We start from the raw sequence: 19,671 nt of genomic DNA, 5'->3' as shown, positions 1-19,671 counted from the left end.
TGAGACTCGGAATTCATTCTAGTGAAATGGTATAATCCAACATTTCGGGTGCTTTGTTGGATTGGGTGCAAATTCTGAGTTAACGTCATTAATGAGCCTCTGATACTCATTAATGAGGTTTAGAACTCCTTTAATGAGTCTTTTTTACTCGTGGACGAGTCTTTGATACTCATAGAGGCAGTTCATAACTCCACTCATTTGCCCTCAGCCCTATGACTTCCCCAGAAAAAGACCCCGAATTTGAAAATCTACTAGTTTATCTCAGACAAAGCCGGGGATTCGATTTTACAGGCTATAAGCGCTCAACTTTGATGCGTCGTGTATGCAAGCGAATGCAGTCATTGAGCGTAGAGAACTTTGGAGATTATCTAGACTACCTAGAAGTTGATCCAGAAGAATTCAATTATCTTTTCAACACTATCCTAATTAGGGGTTGCTGAAAAAAAAGAAAAGGTTACAGTCTCTAGATTATCAGACCAAAGAAAGATATTCAGGTGCAAGAGTTGAGGGTAAAATAACCCAAAATCCTTGCATCACCGTGACTAGCAGGACTAAAGTGTGTCATTAGTAACCATGTACCGAAAGCAGGAGCAAACTACAATCCCACCAGAAAACTTTGAACTTCCGTTTGAAGGAAAATTATCAGAAGATAATCGTTGGGTAATTATGGCTGATTTAATACCGTGGGCGGAATTTGAAGAGGAATATTCTTCATTTTTTTCGGCAGAGATGGGAGCGCCAGCAAAATCATTTCGGGTGGCATTAGGCGCATTAATAATCAAAGAAAAACTAGGAATAAGCGACAGAGAAACAGTAGAACAAATTAAAGAAAACCCTTATCTACAGTACTTCATAGGAATATCATCTTATATTAATGAAGCTCCATTTGATCCATCTATGCTAGTCCATTTTCGTGAAAGAATTAGTGCAGACTTAGTAAACAAAGTAAATCAAGAAACTGTTAAAAGGATGCTAGAGACAACATCTTCGACTTTAGCAACTGAATCAACTGAATCAACTGAATCAACTCAAAAAAAAATAGAAGAATTAGAAAAAGAAGATAACACGCCGAAAAATCGGGGAAAATTAATATTAGATGCGACTTGTGCGCCAGCAGACATCAGCTATCCAACAGATTTCGAGCTATTAAATCAAGCAAGAAAACAGACAGAACGAATAATAGACCTTCTTTATGAACAGATAAAAGGTACATTAGAGAAAAAACCAAGGACTTATCGGGAAATAGCGAGAAAAAACTACTTAGAAGTCGCTAAAAAACGTCGTGTATCCCAAAAAGATAGGAAAAAAGCGATTAAAAAGCAGCTTCAATATATCAAAAGAAACTTATCTCATATTGACCAGCTAATCAGATCGGGAGCAACTCTAGAAAAACTAAGTACTAAACAATATAAAATGTTGCTTGTAGTTGTAGAAGTTTATCGTCAACAACTATGGTTGTATGAAAATAAAAAACAGAGTATTGATGACCGAATCGTTAGTTTAAGCCAACCACATATCCGCCCAATTGTCCGTGGAAAAGCTGGGAAAGCCGTGGAATTTGGGGCAAAATTATCAGCTAGTTATTTTGATGGGTATGTATTTTTAGACCATATTAGTTGGGATAATTTTAATGAATCAGGAGACTTAAAATCACAAGTAGAAGCATATAAAAACTATACTGGCTATTATCCAGAATCGGTTCATGTAGATAAAATTTATCGCACAAGAGAGAATAGAGCTTGGTGCAAAGGAAGAGGTATTATCATGAGTGGTCCTCCTTTGGGAAGACCACCAGCCAATGTTAGTAAAGAAAAAAAGAAACAAGATTTAGAATCTGAGAGAATTCGTAATTGTATTGAAGGAAAATTTGGGCAAGCTAAAAGAAGGTTTAGCCTCAATCGAGTGATGGCGAAACTTTCCCACACTTCTGAAACTGCAATTGCTATTACTTTTCTAGTGATGAATCTTTCTACTCACCTGTCGCGGGTGTTTTATGCTTTTTTATGTCTATTTTTGAAAACTGCACCTTTTTTGCAGTTCCGTATAACTGAAAATTATGATTTTATTAGTTATAAACAAGAAAAGCTTATCTTTGATTTTGCTTGAATAACTAGTCAACCCTTAAGATTGCTTTTTCATACTTTTTCAGCAACCCCTAATTAACGTCACCGCTTTTTTTCGAGATTCATCAGCTTGGGAATATCTAGCAGAGCAAGTGTTGCCTAATCTGATTAAAAATAAAAAAAGTTCTGACCAAATCCGCATCTGGAGCGCTGGTTGTGCTTCTGGGGAAGAAGCTTATACCCTGGCAATCTTGATGGCTGAAATATTGGGAGCAGACGAATTTCGCCAACGAGTGAAAATCTATGCCACAGATGTAGATGAAGAGGCTCTCAACCAGGCACGTATTGCTGCGTATTCAGCAAAAGAAATCCAGACAGTGCCAGATCAACTGCGGCAGAAATACTTTGAGATTGTCGGGAACCGCTATGTCTTCCGCCAAGACTTGCGCCGCTCAGTGATTTTTGGTCGCCACGATCTGCTTCAGGATGCGCCCATTTCGCGCTTAGATTTGCTGGTTAGCCGCAATACCATGATGTATTTTAATTCTGAGACTCAAGGGCGAATTCTAGCTCGGTTTCATTTTGCACTAAATGATGCAGGCTATCTGTTTTTGGGAAAAGCGGAAATGCTATTGATGCATTCGAGTTTGTTTACGCCATTAGACTTAAAAAACCGGATATTTACTAAGGTATTGTCGGTGAATATCCGCAATCGCCTTTTAATTATGACAAATTCAGTAGATGACGAATCTAGCAACCGTTTGTCTCGACATCTCCGGTTACAAGATATGGGTTTTGACACAGCACCAATCGCCCAAGTAGTTATTGATAACAATGGAACTCTGGTGCTGGTGAACGAGCAGGCGCGGAATTTGTTTGCCCTTTCCCCCAGAGATTTAGCTCGTCCCTTCCAGGATTTGGAACTTTCTTATCGCCCAATTGAGTTGCGATCGCTAATTGAACGGGCTTATAATGAACGCCGCCCCATCACCCTGACAAATATAGAGCGCTATTTGTCCAACACAGAAATCCAATATCTGGATGTGCGAATTACGCCTTTGCAAGACACCGACACCAATTTCTTAGGTGTAAGCATCGCTTTTCATGATGTCACCCGTTACATTCAACTCCAAGAGGCGCTGCAACGCTCCCGACAGGAATTAGAAACCACCAACGAAGAACTCCAATCTACCAATGAAGAATTAGAAACCACCAACGAAGAACTCCAATCTACCAATGAAGAATTAGAAACCACCAACGAAGAACTCCAATCCACTAACGAAGAATTGGAGACGATGAATGAAGAATTACAATCTACCAATGAAGAATTACAAACAATTAATAGCGAGTTGAGCGATCGCACTACAGAACTAAATCGTACTAATATTTTTCTTATCTCTATTCTCAGAAGTCTCCAAGCTGGAATAGTAGTAATTGATAGCAGCTTTAATATATCAATTTGGAATTACATGGTAGAAGATTTATGGGGCTTGCGAACTGATGAAGTTTTAGGACAGTCTATCTTCAGCCTAGACATTGGGCTACCTGTTGAGCAGTTGCGATCGCCCATCCGCGACTCCCTATCGGGAAAAAAACAATTTCAGGAAATGATCCTTGATGCTACCAATCGTCGGGGTAGGCAAATAAAATGTTACCTGGCAATCACTCCATTGCTTGGCATTGAAATGCAGGGAGCAGTTTTGATGATGGCAGATGTAGAGAGTGTCAGCAGTATGATTTCTTCTCAAGGAATGGAAGAACGACGGCAGCAGGAATAAAAAAGGCAGGGGGCAGGGAGCAGGGAGCAGGGGGAAAGAGGGTTTTAACCTTGTATTACGATTTTATTGTGCCGACTTACTACTAGAGTGTGGCGAAATTTGCCTACCTTTAACAATGGGATTTTGACTCTTGTTTGTCTGTATAGTTAATTTCGCAAGTTAATTGCACACTGATTTTTGTTGGTTAATTGTAAAATTGGGCTTGATATAAGTATAGTAACAGTTCGATTCGCTGTATGAGAATCTAGACCAGACTTTAAAAGTTGATTTATCAATATCCTTCTATTTTGGATTACATAGGTTTTACTTTGAACTGCAACATATTTGGAAACAATTTGTGCTACTTCTATACCTACATACCCACAATACCGTGACAAATTGGGAAGCTTCATAAATCCAATCAACATCAAACTTTTCCAAAGCTAAAGAAAGTTTTTTATACGCATTGAAAATAAGTCTTGGTATTCAAATCCAAGACCTCAGTTTAAGTTACTACACACTAAAATGAATAAACTTGATCATCTCAATTGGCTGAAGTAAATCGCCCAAAGAATTGCAGTTACCTCAATAACGATTAAGAGGTTAGTGAAAAACCAGCCCTTTGTCATCTTGACCGACAGTGAAAAACAATGACCAAGCTTGATTTACATTAATGGTCTTAAAGTTCTTGAAATCAGGTCTAGAAACGACTGAACTAATCAAATTTTTTCTAGGGTAATTAAAATCAGTTTTAATAAGTTTGACTCTAAATTGTTTTATTTGTCAACTGAAGAAAATTTGTAAATCTAAAATATCTCTTTATAAGCTGGTTAGCCATTCAATCAAACTGTGTGCATGGGGTTTCATCAACATAAATTTTGTATCATTTTTTTATTGTTTGTAAATTAATATAGATTATTGCAAATATGTTTTTGCAAATAATTGACATAAAAGAAAAGTAGTGAAAGCCGTACTAAGTAAGTAGGGTATTTGGGATTTGTGGGAGAAGTAAGTAATGTCTACAAAGGTCTATGACGCTCGAACGCGAACAGGGGCGATCGCACAATAAGACTCGCTTTAGCTTCTCCAAAAGATGCGATCGCTTCAGTTAAGGATTATTTATCAAAATTTGATACGTGTAGAGACGTGCGATGTCTACAACGGGCTATCTGGCGTCGTTCTTGGAAATTAATACGCACAAAGCCACCAATTATGCATAACCTATTTTAGGTAAAGCTTATATTTGCTATAAACAGAACTTATAAATTAATAACTGAGGAAGTATTGCTTATTTGTAACGAAATTGTTATGTTTCTTTACATAAAGAGATAAAAACAACCTGAATGCGTTAAACCACTGTTGATCAAGGTTTTCTAGATATTGAGCCTGCAATGTGCTTTGCCGAGTATCCATCAACGGCAAGAGAATCGCTATGCCTTTGGTAAAGCGATGTCTACACCAAGACTCCTGAGTGCCTTTGTTAACAGCTAAACGCATTTACTTTGCGTCTTTGCACATTTGATTTTCACATTCGATACAACTGTAATTTTCTTTTGGGAACATCTGCTATGTCTTTTACCATTCAGTCGGCTCAAAGTATTTTTCCCGGCACCCTAGTTGCTGACATTGTTCCAACTGTTGTCGAATCATTCTCTCAGCTCAATGCTGAAGATCAACTAGCATTACTCTGGTTTGCCTATACCGAGATGGGTAGAAGTATTACGGTTGCCGCTCCAGGAGCAGCTAACATGATCCTCGCACAAGGCTTACTCGAACAAATTAAGCAGATGCCTTTTGAGGCTCAAACGCAAGTCATGTACGATCTAGCTAACCGTGCTGACACTCCCCTGTGCCGTTCCTATGCATCCTTCACTGTGAACATCAAATTGGGCTTCTGGTATCAGTTAGGAGAATGGATGGCTCAGGGAATCGTTGCTCCTATCCCAGAAGGCTACAAGCTTTCTTCCAAGGCTGCTGATGTGTTACAAGCCATCCGCAATGCTGATTCAGGTCAACAAATCACAATTTTACGCAATACCGTAGTGAACATGGGATTTGACCCGAACGCTCCCGGTAGTTACAAAAAAGTCTCAGAGCCAGTGTCTCCACCCATTGCACCAGCATTTAGGACTAAAGTCACCATTGAGGGTATCAACGACGCTACAGTGTTGGGCTATATCAACAACATGAATGCCAATGACTTTGATGCTGCGGTTGCTCTGTTTCGCTCTGAAGGTGCGTTGCAACCCCCCTTTGAAAGACCGATTGTTGGTCAAGAGGCAATCCGCGCTTATATGCGAGAAGAATGCCAGGGATTAAAGATGATCCCAGAGCGTGGTATATCTGAGCCAGTAGAAGATGGCTATACACAAGTTAAAGTCACAGGCAAAGTCCAAACCCCTTGGTTCGGCGCCAGTGTTGGGATGAATATTGCATGGCGGTTTTTGATAGATCCCCAAGGCAAAATCTTTTTTGTAGCGATTGACTTGCTCGCTTCTCCGAAAGAACTGCTCAACCTAGTACGTAAATAAATCACTCTTTTGGGGGTACGGCAGTGCCGTGCCCCTACGAAAAACTGTGATTTAATTAACTAAAAATAACTGTAGACATGGATAAGTGAAACAGCGTAGGCGTAGCCCATCGTAGAAATCGCCACCTCGGTATGCTTTTAATAAGGGCTTATTTAGTATTTTCGTTGTGCGATCGCTCTTGAAAGCAACTGATTCGATTGGCAATATTGTAAAAGATTGTTAAACAGTTTTAAGGATAGTGCAAAGTTGTTAAAAGTCTCCGAATGAGAGCTATTTTCAGCAATTATCGATTAGATACTGTAATTTTCAGGTGATAAATGGAGATTTGGGAGGCGGGGTGTATGGATGCTAATGAACTTCTCAAACGCTATTGTGCAGGAGAGAGAAATTTCCCTGAAGTAAGCCTGCACTTAGTTAACCTCAGCGAGATGTGTTTAGCTGGAATCAATTTGAATCGAGCTAACTTGACTAATGCGGCTTTATCACAGTCCAACCTGCGCCAAGCAAACCTGATTGAAGCCAATTTGACTGCGGCGGTTCTTTGGAGAACTGACTTCAGTGGAGCAAACATGATTTTGGCAAACCTCAAGGCTGCTAATCTGATACGGGCAACTCTTAGGAAGGTAGACTTGCATAAAGCTTCCCTAGTCAAAGCAGACCTACGTTTAGCAGACTTGCATGATGCTGACCTCAGTAATGCAAACTTGGCTGGGGCAGATTTGCGTTATGCTAACTTAAGCGGTGCTTCTTTGGCTAGGGCAAATCTCAATGGTGCAAACCTGACTGGCGCAAAGTTGAGCAATACAGACCTGAGTCATGCTAGTCTTGCCAAAGCTATTTTGTACAAAACTGATCTAAGTTACGTTGATTTTACAGAAGTAGACCTGAATGGGGTCGATTTGTACCACTGCTTACTTAACGGAGTCACCCTACCTGAACGAAGCTTAATTGAAGCGGGTTAAGCGTTGCTGCGGTCTAATTAAAAATTCAAAAATCAGTCTTTCATTTTATTGAACTTCAAGTTTGAAAATAAAATCCACCCGTTCTGAGTCGAAAAGGTGGAGTTAAAAATTGGTGAGTTAGTAAATTCTTCTCACAAATGACAAATGACAACCAACTAAATACGCGACTTGACAAATTTCTCCAATCTATCCATTCCCTTTTCAATCGTCGCCATATCTGTGGCGTAGGAAAGGCGAATGTTGTCATCAGCGCCAAAAGCAATTCCGGGAATGACTGCAACTTGATGTTTTTCCAGCAAGGCGTCACAAAATTCTAGGGATTTTAGACCGGTTTTGCTGATATCAGGAAACAGATAAAAAGCACCATCTGGTTTTACGGTACTCAATCCGGGAATAGCGTTGAGTCTGTCTAGCATCACCTGGCGGCGTTTGGCGAAGGCTTGGCGCATTTCTTCGACACAATCTTGAGGACTTTGTAGCGCTGCGATCGCACCATATTGGGCAAAGGTACACACGTTAGATGTACTATGTCCTTGGATGGAACTCGCTGCTTTAATGATTTCCGCAGGCCCCGCTAAATAGCCGAGACGCCACCCAGTCATGGAATAAGCCTTCGCAAACCCATTACTAATCAAAGTGCGGTCAAAAATTTCCTGACCCAAAGAACCGATGCTGATATGTTCTGCACCGTCGTAGAGAATCTTTTCGTAAATCTCATCAGAGACGACAAAGATATCTGCATCAACTACTACTTTTGCCAGTGCTTTGATTTCATCTGGCGTGTAAACCATCCCTGTAGGATTAGATGGAGAGTTGAGGATAAATAACTTCGTCTTCGGTGTGATCGCTTTACGGAGTTGCTCAGGAGTAATTTTATAACCCGTTGTGGCATCTGTAGGCACAATCACTGAGACTCCACCGACCAAAGTCACCATTTCAGGATAACTTAGCCAGTAGGGTGCAGGGATAATTACCTCATCACCTGGATCGATTAGCGCCACGATTAAGTTGTACAGAGAATGCTTACCACCATTGGTGACGATGACATTCTCAGACTTGTAATCAAGACCGTTATCAATTTTAAGCTTGTGGGCGATCGCTTCCCTTAACTTTGGTTCTCCGGCTGCTGCACCATACTTGGTTTTGCCTTCTTCCAAAGCTTTTACTGCTGCGGCTTTAATATGCCCTGGAGTATCAAAATCTGGTTCTCCAGCGCTAAAACTACAAACATCTATTCCTTCTGCCTTCAGTGCCTTAGCCTTGGCTGCGATCGCTAAGGTTAATGAAGGTGTTACCTGACTTACTCTTGCTGCCAGCTTCATTCTTACTATTTTTTGGCAAATCTTTCACTTATCTAAGGATATCCCAGAATTCCTACCAAGATTTGCTTTTCTAAATTCATTGGGGAGTGGGGAGTGGGGAGGTAGGGGAAGCGGAGGGGACAAGGCGACAAGGGGACTTAAATCAGAACTTGCAACAAGTGTTTCCCTTTGTCCCCAATTCTCAAGAGTCTCCAAGTCCTCTTTCCCATGCCCAATGCCCAATGTCAATGACTAATAACTTTGTAAAGCGGTTTGATTATTGACTGTTAACAATGCATTGTATATAACTTGAATTTTACAGGAAACTAACTGTTTATATGGAGATTAAGAAACTTTTAATTGCATCTTCTCTGTTAATTACTGGTATTTTTATACCTAATGTTGCCATTGCTCAAAATCGCGGTACTCCGGGTAAATTTGATTTTTATGTACTGACACTCTCTTGGTCGCCAGATTATTGTGCGACAAATGGTAACCGTGACCAGCAGCAGTGTGGCTCTGGAAGAAAACTTGGTTTTGTACTACATGGTTTGTGGCCGCAGTACCAAACTGGTTATCCTGCTAATTGTTCCACAGAAAAATTACCATCGGAAGTAAAGCGGCAATTTCCCAATTTGTATCCTAGTAATAAACTTTACAATCATGAATGGGAAAAACATGGTACTTGTTCAGGGAAAACGCCTGCGGAATACTTGGCATTGAGTAAAAAGTTAAAAGATGCGATCGCTATTCCCGCAGCTTACAATCGCCCTAATAAACCCGTGCGTACCACAATTACAAGTTTTAAAAATTCATTTGTGAGTGCGAATAATCAAATTAAGGCTGATGGTATAGCACCCTTTTGTTCTGGTTCAGGAAGATTTTTGCAAGAAGTCTTCTTTTGTTATTCCAAAAACGGTGAACCTGGTATTTGTAGCGCCGAGATTTTGAAGCGATCGCAAAAAAGTTGTGGTCAACCAGATTTCTTATTGAGAAACGTTAGATAAAAATGGGGAGTAGGGAGTAGGGAGTAAGGAATGGGGCCGGCTGTATCGTAGGCGATCGCATTAGCTGGCTACGGAGATTTTACTTAAGTATTTAGACTAGTGCTATCTAACCTTTCCTAAGTTACTTAGGTACGTTTATCCCTACTTTTCTGACTTTTCAACAAAAAAGCGCACGTAACCAAATCGTTGAAATTGTTACCTCTTTTGATGAGTTTGAACATACGAGAACTGACATTCAAGTTTTTTGTGCAAAACCAACATGTTTCATTGGGTGATTACTCTGCCTACGATGAGAATATCAGAACGCTGAACAACTACATTAGTTCTTTCAACCAATAATTAAGCTGTTACGCAAAAAGAAAAGCACATCAACTGGTGAGGTTGTCCTAAGTCATTTGTCCTTTGTCCTTGGTAAACACAAATGACTAATGACTAAAAACCCTTTAATTTATGATAAATGTTTGGGTAATTGGGCATGGAAAAGAGGCAAAGGGACAGGGTGCGGGGTGCAGAGGAGAAAGAGGTAATTTTTATTCTCCCCCCTGCTCCCTGCTCCCTTGCTTCTTCCCCACTCCCCACTCTCTAAGCTATCGTCACATCTGGCGACAAATAAACATCCTGAATGGCATGAAACAGTTTTACACCTTCTTCAAAGGGGCGTTGGAAGGTCTTTCGCCCAGAAATTAACCCTGAACCACCAGCCCGTTTATTAATTACAGCCGTGCGTACTGCTTCTGCGAAGTCATTTTTACCAGTCGCACCACCAGAATTAATCAGCCCCACGCGCCCAGAGTAGCAATTTAGCACCTGGTAACGAGTTAAATCAATTGGGTGGTCAGTTGTCAACTCTGTGTAAACCCGCTCATCTGTTTTGCCGTAACTCTTACCTGTGGCTTTGGCAATTGCACCGTAACCATTGTTATTTTCAGCTAACTTTTGTTTGATAATGTCGGCTTCAATGGTTACACCCAAATGATTTGCCTGTCCGGTGAGGTCAGCAGCAAGATGGTAATCTTTATCTTGTTTAAAAGCGTTATTCCGCAGATAACACCAGAGAATTGTCACCATCCCCAGTTCATGGGCGCGTTTAAAAGCTTTGCTGATTTCCTGAATCTGTCTGGTAGAATGCTCAGAGCCAAAGTAAATTGTCGCACCTACTGCTGCGGCCCCTAAATTCCAAGCTTGTTCCACATCAGCAAACAATACCTGATCAAATTGATTGGGGAAAGTCAGCAATTCGTTGTGATTGATTTTGGCAATAAAGGGTATTTTGTGGGCATACTTGCGCGAAAGGATACCTAATGTCCCCAAAGTGGTAGCAACCGCATTGCAACCTGCGGCGATCGCTAGCCTGACAATATTTTCTGGGTCAAAGTAAATCGGATTGGGCGCAAAAGACGCACCTGCTGAGTGTTCAATCCCTTGGTCTACCGGGAGAATAGACAGATACCCAGTATATGCAAGACGACCAGTAGAATAAAGTAACTGAAGATTACGTATTACTTGCGGGTTGCGATCGCTGTTGAGCCAGATGCGATCTACAAAGTCTGGCCCAGGCAAATGTAGTAAATCAGTAGGAACTTTTGCTTTGTAGGTAAGCAAGTCTTCAGCCTCTTTACCTAGCAATGACTCGATAGAATTAGCCTCTATGAGCGTTGTAGTCATAGCGTTTTCCTCAAAAATTAAGCAAATGACCTTTGCCTTTAAGATAGCATCTTTAATATTGCTAACCTGGTTATGGAGGTATTAACTATATGTAAAATCCTTCTAATTAGCAGTCTGAAATTATCTGTAAAACAAGTTTTTACTGATTAAATGTAAGATTTGATTGTCAGATTTTGCATTTTCTTTCAAATAAACAACTTCTTTAGATATAGGATTACTATTTGATTTTTGAACGAAATTAAGTATTGTAGAGTGTGTTAGAACGGAGTTCGTAACGCACTATGAACACGAGTTTGATGCCGTACTCTCCGTGCTAACACATCCTACGTATATTTTCTCCAAATCAAACTGGATTCCTATAGTGGTAATAATCGTTAAAAGAACAAATACAATTCTATGAGTAAGTTTAAAATCGATATCGACTTCAGCAATATAGATTTAGCTTCCCTTGAGACAGAGGAAGATTTTCAAAGAGAGGCAAGAACATTACTACCAAAGGTACTGGCCAAACTAGGCGAAAGTGTGGGTGAAAAGACTTGGGAAGAATTACAGCAAAAGCTGCAAGGCACTGGAGGTATCAAATCTTCTCCAAGCGAGAAACGCAAGTTTATGCAAGAAACAGCAAGAACTTATCAACGAAATGCCAGTAAGAGAGAAAGGCAAGAACTGGAAGACTATATAGTAGAGCAATTACGCCAGCACAAGCGGTAAAGATCCACCTAAGCTGATTCTATTGCAACATTTTAGCCTTGACACGCCAGTACATAATTTTGTTCAAAAATAAAATAATAATTTTATCACAATAAAACAGTCAGTAATTAACAAGATTATTATTGAACTCCAATTATTGGTAAATAAACAGCAACATAACTCTATCCCGTGAATAATTCTAAATGTCAGCCAAGAATTAACCATCTACTTGATGGTGGCTGGACGAATTGAGTTATTTTCTAGGAAAATAGACGCGATCGCAGTAAAATTACCAATGGTGTGGCCACTGAGAAAAACAAGCAGCTCATTAGAAATAACTTTCATGTGATCAACATTAATGGAGATGTTATGGAACCTGCTCTGCCCCTTGCTGGCTTAAACATCCTCGTAGTTGATGATGATGACGATAGCCGATTTTACATTACTACCGTGTTGGAAGCTGATGGAGCCAGCGTTATAGCAGTCGCATCGGCAGAGGTAGCATTGAAAGTATTACCTGAGTTGCAACCAGAAGTTTTAATTTGTGATATTGCTATGCCTGGTGAAGATGGCTACACTCTCATCCGCAAGATCCGAGCGCTGAAGTCCGATATGTGGGAAAAACTCCCAGCTATAGCTTTAACTGCTTATGGCGATAGCGAGTACCGTAGCCGTGCCCTGGAAGCGGGCTTTCAGACTCATGTGGCAAAACCGGTTGATCCAGGAGAACTAGTTGCGATCGTTGCTGATTTGGTTGCTTCTTATAAGAGTTAACGCAAAGATGCAGTGATTTGTCGGTGGTCATTTGTTATTTCTCTAATCTCCCTCATCTAGCTAAAGCTTTCTTATATCTGAAACAAGGTGTAATTTTGAATTGCTTAGATTACTTCGCTCCAGTTTCAAAGCTAATTTGCTCAGACTTATAGGCTGGTGGCTCGACATGAATTAAAATCCTGACTGGACGGAACCGTTCTTCTAATCGGCTTTCTACTTCTTCGGTGATGTGGTGAGCAGTTTCTACGTCTGGTGCATTTACTATTAAATGCATTTCGATAAAGACTTGACGACCAAGAACACCGCGAGAAGCAATATCATGACAGTTAATTACACCTGGAACAGAAGTAGCGATCGCATGAATTGCTTCTGGTGCGATCGCCATTTGATCCACAAGCCAAGGCAAATTCTCTTTTAAAACTGACCAGCCACTCCAAAATACCAACAAAGCGACAGGAAAAGCTAACACCAAATCCATCCATTGGTAACCTAGCCAAACTCCGATCAAGCCGCCAATTACAGAGATTGTTACCCAAATATCGCTCATGGTATGTGTTGCGTCAGCTATGAGAATTGAGCTACCTACACGCCTACCCACACTACGTTCGTAAAAGGCCACAAAAATATTCACGCCCAGCACAATTAGTAATAACCACAACTCAGGTGGCGATATTTTTATCGGTTCACCACCACCTTTGAGAATTCGCTCGATTGCTCCTTGCAGAATTTCAAAACAGGCTATTCCTAAAAATGAGGCAATTCCTAAAGCGCCTACAGCTTCAAACTTGCTGTGTCCATAGGGATGCTCGCGATCGGGTTGTGGAGAAGAAAATTTACTTGCAATTAATCCCAAAACATTATTGGCGCTATCTGTCACACTATGCAAGGCATCAGCTAGCAAACTCAAAGAACCTGTCCAGTAACCCACAAGTGCTTTTAATCCCATTACAAACAGGTTTAGCAGTAGGGTAATAATTAAAACCTTTCGCACTTCGGCGCGGTTATCGTAAATCATAGATAATTTATTACATCAAGTTCTATGACTTCTAATGTAAAACTTAAAACATAAATAGACACTAATCAAATGTATGAAAGTCTTACACAGTAAAAATTAAGTCTCTCTATAGGTTCTATCTTTTATCCCATTTTGTTGAGATTATTTATAGTTAACAACGGCTACAAGCTTTATATGTATTAATAATACCTCTACAGATAACAGCATATTTTTAGCATTAATTCTAAAAATATTTTAATTAAATTTGTTATTCATGCATCTAGTTAGGTCAGACCGAATTGCATCAAAAGAGATGATAAAAACCATCAGTAAGCTGTACTTACTCAGGAAAGTTGATGAGCCTAATGAGTTTAATTTACTACCTTTAAGCAACAGCGAAAAAGTGTCGAATCCTAATTCTTTTCTATATCCCCTACTCCTTTGCCTCTTGTTCAATCCCCCAATTTCTCTCAAGAGTCACTTAGTACTCCTGCCCTTCCCTAAACTGCAATCAACAAACCAAGGGGATGGGTGAATATTTGATAATCTTACGAGTTTGAGTCAGAACTTGAGCAATATAATTCCAATGGTCAATTTTCTTTAGACGACAAGTTTCAATCACGAATACTATGAGTACCAAAAAACTTACAGATAAGGTGGCATTGGTAACAGGCGGCTCACGCGGTCTAGGGGCAGCGATCGCCAAACGTCTGGCAGATGATGGTGCAACTGTCGCCCTTACCTACACTAGCTCCCCACAAAAAGCCGACGAGGTAGTGCTTGCTATCAAAGCCGCAGGTGGACAAGCCTTGGCTCTTCGCGCCGACAGTGCCAATGTCGAAGCTGTGAAAAACGCTGTAGCTGAGACTGTAAAAGCCTTTGGTCGTATTGACATCCTCGTAAACAACGCGGGGGTCGGTGCTTTCGCTTTAATCGACGAGTTCTCACTGGATGATTTTGATCGACTCATAGCGGTTAACGTTAAGGGTGTGTTTGTGGCAACTCAAGAGGCTGTTCGCCACATGGGCGAGGGTGGACGGATCATCATGATCGGCAGTGTCAACAGTGACATCATGCCTATTGCTGGCGGCTCCGTCTATGCTTTGACCAAGGGTGCAATTGCTAGCTTCACGCGCGGTCTTGCCCGCGATCTCGGCCCTCGTGGCATCACCGTGAACAACATCCAACCCGGCCCGATTGACACCGACATGAACCCGGCGGACGGTACTTTTGCCGACAGGATGAAAAGCATCACCGCCCTCCAGCGTTATGGACGAAGCGAAGAAGTCGCCGACATGGTTTCTTATCTCGCCAGTGCGGAAGCGAGTTTTGTCACCGGTGCGAACCTGAAAATTGATGGCGGCTTCGCAGCCTGATTCGGCAACCAAACCAAAACCAAGAAAAGTCCGATTATGCAAATCTCTCGACGACGATGCCAGCGCTAAGGCTGGGGCGCATCCTCGAAAAATTGGAGTTCGCCACCGTCGCTCTCGGCGGCTTTGTCTCTTTTTCCGGTAATATTAGTACTTATCAAGAAGTTTTAATAAAAAATGTCTTCAATTCCTCTAACCTTGAACCTAATTGAAGGTTCTGTCTCCTTCAGTTTTTCACCCCAAGCAGGACGAGAATTAAAAGCAGCAACAGATCAATTGATGGAGCGTTTGAAAGCTGTCGCCGCTAAACCCACTCCTGGCGGTGGTAAAGTAACTCCCCAGCCTCCCTTGGAATATCGTTATACAGGTGAAGTATTTTTAGAAATTTTTTGTAATCCTAATATCTGGCCAACACCCTTCGCAGCCAAAGTTTTGCTGACTGTCCGCAACGTCAACATCCGCTTAACTACTGAAGCTGAACTTACTCGCATCATTGAAGACATTAATAATTACTTAGAGCAAGTAGGATAATAGTTCGTATGATTTTTCTATGCTTTTCGTGATTAAAAAAAATACTATACAAATTTTGGATTTTGCGAAAATCGAGCCAGTAGCTTGTGGGGTTGCTCTCTAGTGTCGCAACTGGTGACGGTTAGCCCAACTTAGCAAACTTTTCAAGATGGATTTCGGGTTTGAACAGTAAGCAGACTATCGTTTACTTTAGGAAAGCGATGCAATAATTACGAGTCCAAGGTGAAGTTCCTACATTTACCTATTAGATAAATATAGGAACCTCACAGAATCTACCTACTAGAATCAAGCTGTAGCACCAGATATACACAACAAATGATTCTGATGCCTTCTTTAACTTGAAAAGTTGTATAAATTCAGACTCCACTGCTTCTAGGTTAATGAAAAACGCAAGATTCTATATGGGGCAATGCTCACCAAAAACCAGAGATTATCCCCCAGATTGGACGTCAGATTGTTGATAGTGACATCCACACATCGAAAATGAACCCCCAATCCCAAATTTGAAATCAAACATTAATTAGTCGTTGTCCCACTCTTCACGACCAATTAGGTCGCCAATGCGATCGCGTAACAAAAAGTCACATTTCTCTAATTCGCATTCAACACAAACCCACTCTCTCGCTGGAATGTATTGGCAGAGGGTATATATTGGCTGTTGTCGGCTAATCATTCCCTTTTGCACCAGTCGGCGTGCTTCGTCTTGAATCAGGTCAAGAGAGTAGTAATTGATAGAAGGCACCGTATTTACACTCATGTTTTTTACTCACAAATTAACACTTACGATAGTGTTCCCCTTAATAATTAGGAACAAACATTACAGAAATTAGACTTGTGGCTAGGATTTTGTAGTTTGCTATACGGAACTATTTCTATTTTGACGCTACATATCCTGAAATTATCTCAAGAAATGTTAAGAAAGTCAACAAATCCTGACATTTATCGAGAATACGCTTTACAAAAAAAATTCCGAGTAGTTAACTTAACCTGCTATAGCGGCTGTATAGTTTTTATGCAACAAGTCTGAAAATCTTGCCAGTACTGTATTTAGGCAAGATTTTGCGGTTTCCAGAGGTTTAGAGCGCGTAGGCGATGGCTGCCGCAGCATCGCTTACATATTAAACAATCACCTTATAACCAGATTTAGAACTGCTGGTATTTATCTAAGGGTAAACAACACAAGAATATTTGTCAGATACTAGGGTATAAAGTGTTGCAAAACATAACGGCTAAAGTAACTTACGAAGGCTTTTACCCCAGCATCTGTTAACAATTTCTTAAATATAACCGTAATTTATTGGTTAATTTCAACACTAGTGTTACATAGTTTTTATTGGATAAACATCTGTAGAAGGGGGGAGTAAAGCACTTCCAATTGCAGGGGACAGGGGAGGGATGGGAGGAAAGAGAGTTATTGTTCAGTAATTCTTCTCTTCTCCCCTTGCTTCAATAAACTACCTCAATCAAGAAGAAATTGCTTAACCAAAAGGTATTGGGGCTAAAGCGAAAGAGGAATAGTAGAGTAAGGACGAAAGCCAAGACTAGCAAAAAACGTATATATGCAACTACCGATTCCTGAAGTAGATTATGGTCATATTAAAACAGACGCGATTTGGTCACGTCTGTAAATTGTTTGGCGGATTTGCTGAGATTAATTGTTCTGAAGTTACATTGTTACTTCAGTTACTCATTCATCAAATGATTCATCATCTTGATCGGTGCTGTCTTCTACTGTTACCATTTCTGGGGGACGCTGATGGTTAAGTTGGTTTAGTAGTGCCAATACTTTATTACCGCGTTCTATAGAGCGATCTTCGAGAAACAGCACCTCTGGTGTACGACGTAGCCTTACCCGCGCCCCAAGTTCACTGCGGACGTAACCTGTGGCCGACTTTAAGCCTGCCATTGTTTCTGCTTTAGCTTCATCTGTACCATAGATACTGACGTAGATTTTGGCGTGTTGGAGATCGCCGGAAACATCAACATCAGTAACACTTACCATTCCTGTACCCACACGGTCATCCTTGATGCCGTTGAGCAGCATTTGGCTAACTTCCCGTTTGATCAATTCAGCAACGCGGGAAACCCGGCGATTTGTAGCCATAAAAATTTCGCCTCCTCACAGAGGTTGTACAACAAAAATACATGCAAGTTAAGTAGACAGTACTTAGCGCAAGCAACGCCAAAAGCTACCGTCTATAGGGCACAGCCCCGATATAGCGCTAGTCTAGATTGTACTCAAGCCCAGCATTGCGCGTAGCGTGAGAGTAAGGAAGACTAGGCCGCTCACAAAGAAACCCAAGATAGCAATCAAGGTGACTGGGCGTTTCAACAATGGCACTAACGGCGCAAAGGTGTTCAGAAACAGTCCTAAGACGATACTAATTAAGTACCGGGGGTAGCGAAAGACGTTATCCCAAAATCCGTCAAACATCTGAATGTAAACTGCCTTGTTATATACTTACGTTTGTTTTGATATGCTTTATCTACTCAATTGTAATCTATGCAGCTGAAAAATTAGCAGTTAATATAAAATATACTTCGTCGGTTATATTGGCTTTATTTAGTCACGATGATTTTCAGTTAAATCGGAAGTAAATGGTAATTCAAATCCCCAAGGAAACTAGCCCGCGTCCATTTTTGAAGTGGGCAGGGGGTAAAAGTAGATTGATACAGCAATATATTCCTTTTTTTCCCAAAAGTTATAAAAATTACTATGAGCCATTTTTAGGTGGTGGTGCTGTTTTTTTCTATCTCCAACCAACAGTAGCAGTTTTAACTGATATCAATGCCGAATTAATTAACACTTATTGTTGTGTTAGAGATCATGTTGAGGAATTAATTTCTATATTGAAAGAGCATAAAATCAGACATAATAAAGATTATTACTATAGTATCCGTAACCACTCTGGTGGTACTGACATAGAAAAAGCTGCTCGGATAATTTATCTTAATAAGACTTGTTTTAATGGTCTTTATCGAGTTAATTCACAGGGTAAATTCAATGTGCCATTAGGCAGATATGAAAATCCCAATATTTGTTCTGAGGTTTTATTAAAAGCAGCCTCAGAAGCCCTTTCTCATGCAGAAATTCAACAAGCAGATTTTACAGAAGTCTTAAATCATGCAAATAGCAGTGATGACTTTGTATTTTTTGATCCGCCCTACCATCCTATCAGCGACACTAGCTATTTTACTGCTTATAGCCAGAATTGTTTTAGTAAAAAAGACCAAGAACTTTTGAGAGATACTTGTGCAGAGTTAGCAAGTCGTGGTGTCAAAGTTATGGTATGTAATTCTGATAGCGAATTTATTCAAAAAATTTATACTGATATTAATTTTGAAACCTACAAAATTAAAGCAGCCCGATCAATTAACTCAAACATCAAAAATAGAGGGATAATTTACGAATTACTAATTACATCTTTTAAAGATTTTTATTAGCCCAAGCAATGAATCTGTCTAAACTATAAACTGCTAATAAATTATGGTTATCATTAACTCTTGCTTTTAGCCATTTGCTTGCGCCTTCTCGCATACCTTCACCGCCTAAAATCACAATAGTTGGTGCAGGGTAATAGTTCTGGATGTTCATATTCAAGTAAGGAAATTTTTCATCAACCGAACCGGGGCTTTCTTGCCATTTGCACTCGAAAATTAAACCAGATGGCATTGCAGGTGAGCCGACAACATAAAAATCAACTTTCAGATCGGTATGATAAATTCCAGTTCCAATATAAATTTCTTTTCCATAACGTTTTGGCAATAAAGCAGCATTTAAAATAAATTCTTTTGAGACATAGTTTCCGACTTGGAAATAATTATGCCCAGTCAAAATTGCTTCTACATTTCTTTCTAAAATATTCCCAGCCTTATTTGCCCGTCCGCCTTGAGTCAGAGCCATCCTAAATCCCTCTGCCAAAAGTCCTGCTTATTATAGGATTTCACAGAAGTAGTAAAAAAAGGTCAGTTGCTTAATATGAATTTTTGATTTTGACTAAATAAGGTTGGATTAATGGATAA

At 40.3% G+C, this 19,671-nt stretch carries 17 protein-coding genes and 3 pseudogenes; 11 read left to right on the top strand and 9 right to left on the bottom strand.

The window, feature by feature from the left end:
* Nucleotides 1-212: 212 nt before the first annotated feature.
* The 3 genes and pseudogenes from CDC33_RS03655 to CDC33_RS03645 form a co-directional block, all read left to right on the top strand.
* A pseudogene (locus CDC33_RS03655) lies at nt 213-428 on the top strand (CheR family methyltransferase); the annotation flags it as partial.
* Between the two features lie 145 nt (nt 429-573).
* Nucleotides 574-2,106 (top strand): IS5 family transposase, encoded by a 1,533-nt coding sequence (locus CDC33_RS03650; protein WP_109007337.1) that lies wholly within the window; start codon nt 574-576, stop codon nt 2,104-2,106.
* Nucleotides 2,107-2,140: 34 nt separating this feature from the next.
* A pseudogene (locus CDC33_RS03645) lies at nt 2,141-3,841 on the top strand (CheR family methyltransferase); the annotation flags it as partial.
* A 518-nt stretch (nt 3,842-4,359) separates the two neighbouring features.
* On the opposite strand, the pseudogene CDC33_RS40160 reads toward CDC33_RS03645, so the two are convergent.
* Nucleotides 4,360-4,576: pseudogene (locus CDC33_RS40160) on the bottom strand (hypothetical protein).
* Nucleotides 4,577-5,086: 510 nt separating this feature from the next.
* Nucleotides 5,087-5,317, bottom strand: a complete 231-nt coding sequence (locus tag CDC33_RS03630; RefSeq protein ID WP_109007335.1) for a hypothetical protein — start codon at nt 5,315-5,317, stop codon at nt 5,087-5,089.
* Between the two features lie 71 nt (nt 5,318-5,388).
* On the opposite strand from CDC33_RS03630, the gene CDC33_RS03625 reads away from it, so the two are divergent.
* Nucleotides 5,389-6,351 carry an orange carotenoid protein N-terminal domain-containing protein gene (locus tag CDC33_RS03625; protein ID WP_109007334.1) on the top strand — a complete coding sequence of 321 codons (963 nt, stop codon included), beginning with the start codon at nt 5,389-5,391 and terminating at the stop codon, nt 6,349-6,351.
* A gap of 341 nt (nt 6,352-6,692) precedes the next feature.
* On the top strand, nt 6,693-7,313 hold the full coding sequence (locus tag CDC33_RS03620; protein ID WP_109007333.1) for a pentapeptide repeat-containing protein: 621 nt from the start codon (nt 6,693-6,695) through the stop codon (nt 7,311-7,313).
* A gap of 155 nt (nt 7,314-7,468) precedes the next feature.
* Here the strand turns inward: CDC33_RS03620 and CDC33_RS03615 are convergent, their stop codons facing one another.
* Entirely contained in the window at nt 7,469-8,635 is a 1,167-nt protein-coding gene (locus tag CDC33_RS03615) for a pyridoxal phosphate-dependent aminotransferase (RefSeq protein WP_109007332.1), read from the bottom strand.
* Between the two features lie 317 nt (nt 8,636-8,952).
* On the opposite strand from CDC33_RS03615, the gene CDC33_RS03610 reads away from it, so the two are divergent.
* On the top strand, nt 8,953-9,621 hold the full coding sequence (locus CDC33_RS03610) for a ribonuclease T2 family protein (RefSeq protein WP_109007331.1): 669 nt from the start codon (nt 8,953-8,955) through the stop codon (nt 9,619-9,621).
* 582 nt (nt 9,622-10,203) lie between these two features.
* On the opposite strand, the gene CDC33_RS03605 is transcribed toward CDC33_RS03610, so the two are convergent.
* Nucleotides 10,204-11,286, bottom strand: coding sequence for a class I fructose-bisphosphate aldolase (locus CDC33_RS03605; protein ID WP_109007330.1), 1,083 nt, complete (start codon nt 11,284-11,286; stop codon nt 10,204-10,206).
* 396 nt (nt 11,287-11,682) lie between these two features.
* Here CDC33_RS03605 and CDC33_RS03600 point away from each other — a divergent pair, with 396 nt between their 5' ends.
* On the top strand, nt 11,683-11,997 hold the full coding sequence (locus CDC33_RS03600) for a hypothetical protein (protein WP_109007329.1): 315 nt from the start codon (nt 11,683-11,685) through the stop codon (nt 11,995-11,997).
* A 348-nt stretch (nt 11,998-12,345) separates the two neighbouring features.
* Nucleotides 12,346-12,750: a response regulator gene (locus CDC33_RS03595; protein ID WP_109012423.1), complete on the top strand. Its 405-nt coding sequence runs from the start codon at nt 12,346-12,348 to the stop codon at nt 12,748-12,750.
* 109 nt (nt 12,751-12,859) lie between these two features.
* Here CDC33_RS03595 and cdf31 read toward each other — a convergent pair whose 3' ends face one another.
* Entirely contained in the window at nt 12,860-13,765 is a 906-nt protein-coding gene (cdf31, locus tag CDC33_RS03590) for a CDF family zinc efflux transporter Cdf31 (RefSeq protein ID WP_109007328.1), read from the bottom strand.
* A gap of 608 nt (nt 13,766-14,373) precedes the next feature.
* On the opposite strand from cdf31, the gene CDC33_RS03585 reads away from it, so the two are divergent.
* Both CDC33_RS03585 and CDC33_RS03580 read left to right on the top strand, forming a co-directional pair.
* Nucleotides 14,374-15,120: a 3-oxoacyl-ACP reductase family protein gene (locus CDC33_RS03585; RefSeq protein WP_109007327.1), complete on the top strand. Its 747-nt coding sequence runs from the start codon at nt 14,374-14,376 to the stop codon at nt 15,118-15,120.
* A 174-nt stretch (nt 15,121-15,294) separates the two neighbouring features.
* On the top strand, nt 15,295-15,648 hold the full coding sequence (locus tag CDC33_RS03580) for a hypothetical protein (protein ID WP_109007326.1): 354 nt from the start codon (nt 15,295-15,297) through the stop codon (nt 15,646-15,648).
* Nucleotides 15,649-16,168: 520 nt separating this feature from the next.
* Here the strand turns inward: CDC33_RS03580 and CDC33_RS03575 are convergent.
* From CDC33_RS03575 to CDC33_RS03565, 3 genes are all read right to left on the bottom strand, one after another.
* Nucleotides 16,169-16,405, bottom strand: a complete 237-nt coding sequence (locus CDC33_RS03575) for a DUF4327 family protein (protein ID WP_100901540.1) — start codon at nt 16,403-16,405, stop codon at nt 16,169-16,171.
* 930 nt (nt 16,406-17,335) lie between these two features.
* Entirely contained in the window at nt 17,336-17,752 is a 417-nt protein-coding gene (rbfA, locus tag CDC33_RS03570) for a 30S ribosome-binding factor RbfA (protein ID WP_109007325.1), read from the bottom strand.
* 123 nt (nt 17,753-17,875) lie between these two features.
* The gene (locus CDC33_RS03565) at nt 17,876-18,082 is read right to left on the bottom strand and encodes a DUF751 family protein (RefSeq protein WP_109007324.1); all 207 of its coding nucleotides are present in this window, start codon (nt 18,080-18,082) and stop codon (nt 17,876-17,878) included.
* 164 nt (nt 18,083-18,246) lie between these two features.
* On the opposite strand from CDC33_RS03565, the gene CDC33_RS03560 reads away from it, so the two are divergent.
* On the top strand, nt 18,247-19,092 hold the full coding sequence (locus CDC33_RS03560) for a DNA adenine methylase (protein ID WP_109007323.1): 846 nt from the start codon (nt 18,247-18,249) through the stop codon (nt 19,090-19,092).
* On the opposite strand, the gene CDC33_RS03555 is transcribed toward CDC33_RS03560, so the two are convergent.
* Entirely contained in the window at nt 19,076-19,552 is a 477-nt protein-coding gene (locus CDC33_RS03555; protein WP_109007322.1) for a PD-(D/E)XK nuclease superfamily protein, read from the bottom strand. The two genes, CDC33_RS03560 and CDC33_RS03555, sit on opposite strands and share 17 nt — an antisense overlap.
* Nucleotides 19,553-19,671 lie beyond the last annotated feature (119 nt).

The organism is Nostoc commune NIES-4072, from assembly GCF_003113895.1.
Lineage (GTDB): Bacteria > Cyanobacteriota > Cyanobacteriia > Cyanobacteriales > Nostocaceae > Nostoc > Nostoc commune.
Note: the sequence above shows the minus strand (reverse complement) of the source record. Positions and strands in the feature narration are given on the sequence as shown.

Excerpts from the sequence above, each read along its gene's own strand:
- CDC33_RS03650 (WP_109007337.1), top strand. The coding sequence starts at position 574 with ATGTACCGAAAGCAGGAGCAAACTACAATCCCACCAGAAAACTTTGAA.
- CDC33_RS03630 (WP_109007335.1), bottom strand. The coding sequence starts at position 5,317 with ATGCGTTTAGCTGTTAACAAAGGCACTCAGGAGTCTTGGTGTAGACAT.
- CDC33_RS03625 (WP_109007334.1), top strand. The coding sequence starts at position 5,389 with ATGTCTTTTACCATTCAGTCGGCTCAAAGTATTTTTCCCGGCACCCTA.
- CDC33_RS03620 (WP_109007333.1), top strand. The coding sequence starts at position 6,693 with ATGGATGCTAATGAACTTCTCAAACGCTATTGTGCAGGAGAGAGAAAT.
- CDC33_RS03615 (WP_109007332.1), bottom strand. The coding sequence starts at position 8,635 with ATGAAGCTGGCAGCAAGAGTAAGTCAGGTAACACCTTCATTAACCTTA.
- CDC33_RS03610 (WP_109007331.1), top strand. The coding sequence starts at position 8,953 with ATGGAGATTAAGAAACTTTTAATTGCATCTTCTCTGTTAATTACTGGT.
- CDC33_RS03605 (WP_109007330.1), bottom strand. The coding sequence starts at position 11,286 with ATGACTACAACGCTCATAGAGGCTAATTCTATCGAGTCATTGCTAGGT.
- CDC33_RS03600 (WP_109007329.1), top strand. The coding sequence starts at position 11,683 with ATGAGTAAGTTTAAAATCGATATCGACTTCAGCAATATAGATTTAGCT.
- CDC33_RS03595 (WP_109012423.1), top strand. The coding sequence starts at position 12,346 with ATGGAACCTGCTCTGCCCCTTGCTGGCTTAAACATCCTCGTAGTTGAT.
- cdf31 (WP_109007328.1), bottom strand. The coding sequence starts at position 13,765 with ATGATTTACGATAACCGCGCCGAAGTGCGAAAGGTTTTAATTATTACC.
- CDC33_RS03585 (WP_109007327.1), top strand. The coding sequence starts at position 14,374 with ATGAGTACCAAAAAACTTACAGATAAGGTGGCATTGGTAACAGGCGGC.
- CDC33_RS03580 (WP_109007326.1), top strand. The coding sequence starts at position 15,295 with ATGTCTTCAATTCCTCTAACCTTGAACCTAATTGAAGGTTCTGTCTCC.
- CDC33_RS03575 (WP_100901540.1), bottom strand. The coding sequence starts at position 16,405 with ATGAGTGTAAATACGGTGCCTTCTATCAATTACTACTCTCTTGACCTG.
- rbfA (WP_109007325.1), bottom strand. The coding sequence starts at position 17,752 with ATGGCTACAAATCGCCGGGTTTCCCGCGTTGCTGAATTGATCAAACGG.
- CDC33_RS03565 (WP_109007324.1), bottom strand. The coding sequence starts at position 18,082 with ATGTTTGACGGATTTTGGGATAACGTCTTTCGCTACCCCCGGTACTTA.
- CDC33_RS03560 (WP_109007323.1), top strand. The coding sequence starts at position 18,247 with ATGGTAATTCAAATCCCCAAGGAAACTAGCCCGCGTCCATTTTTGAAG.
- CDC33_RS03555 (WP_109007322.1), bottom strand. The coding sequence starts at position 19,552 with ATGGCTCTGACTCAAGGCGGACGGGCAAATAAGGCTGGGAATATTTTA.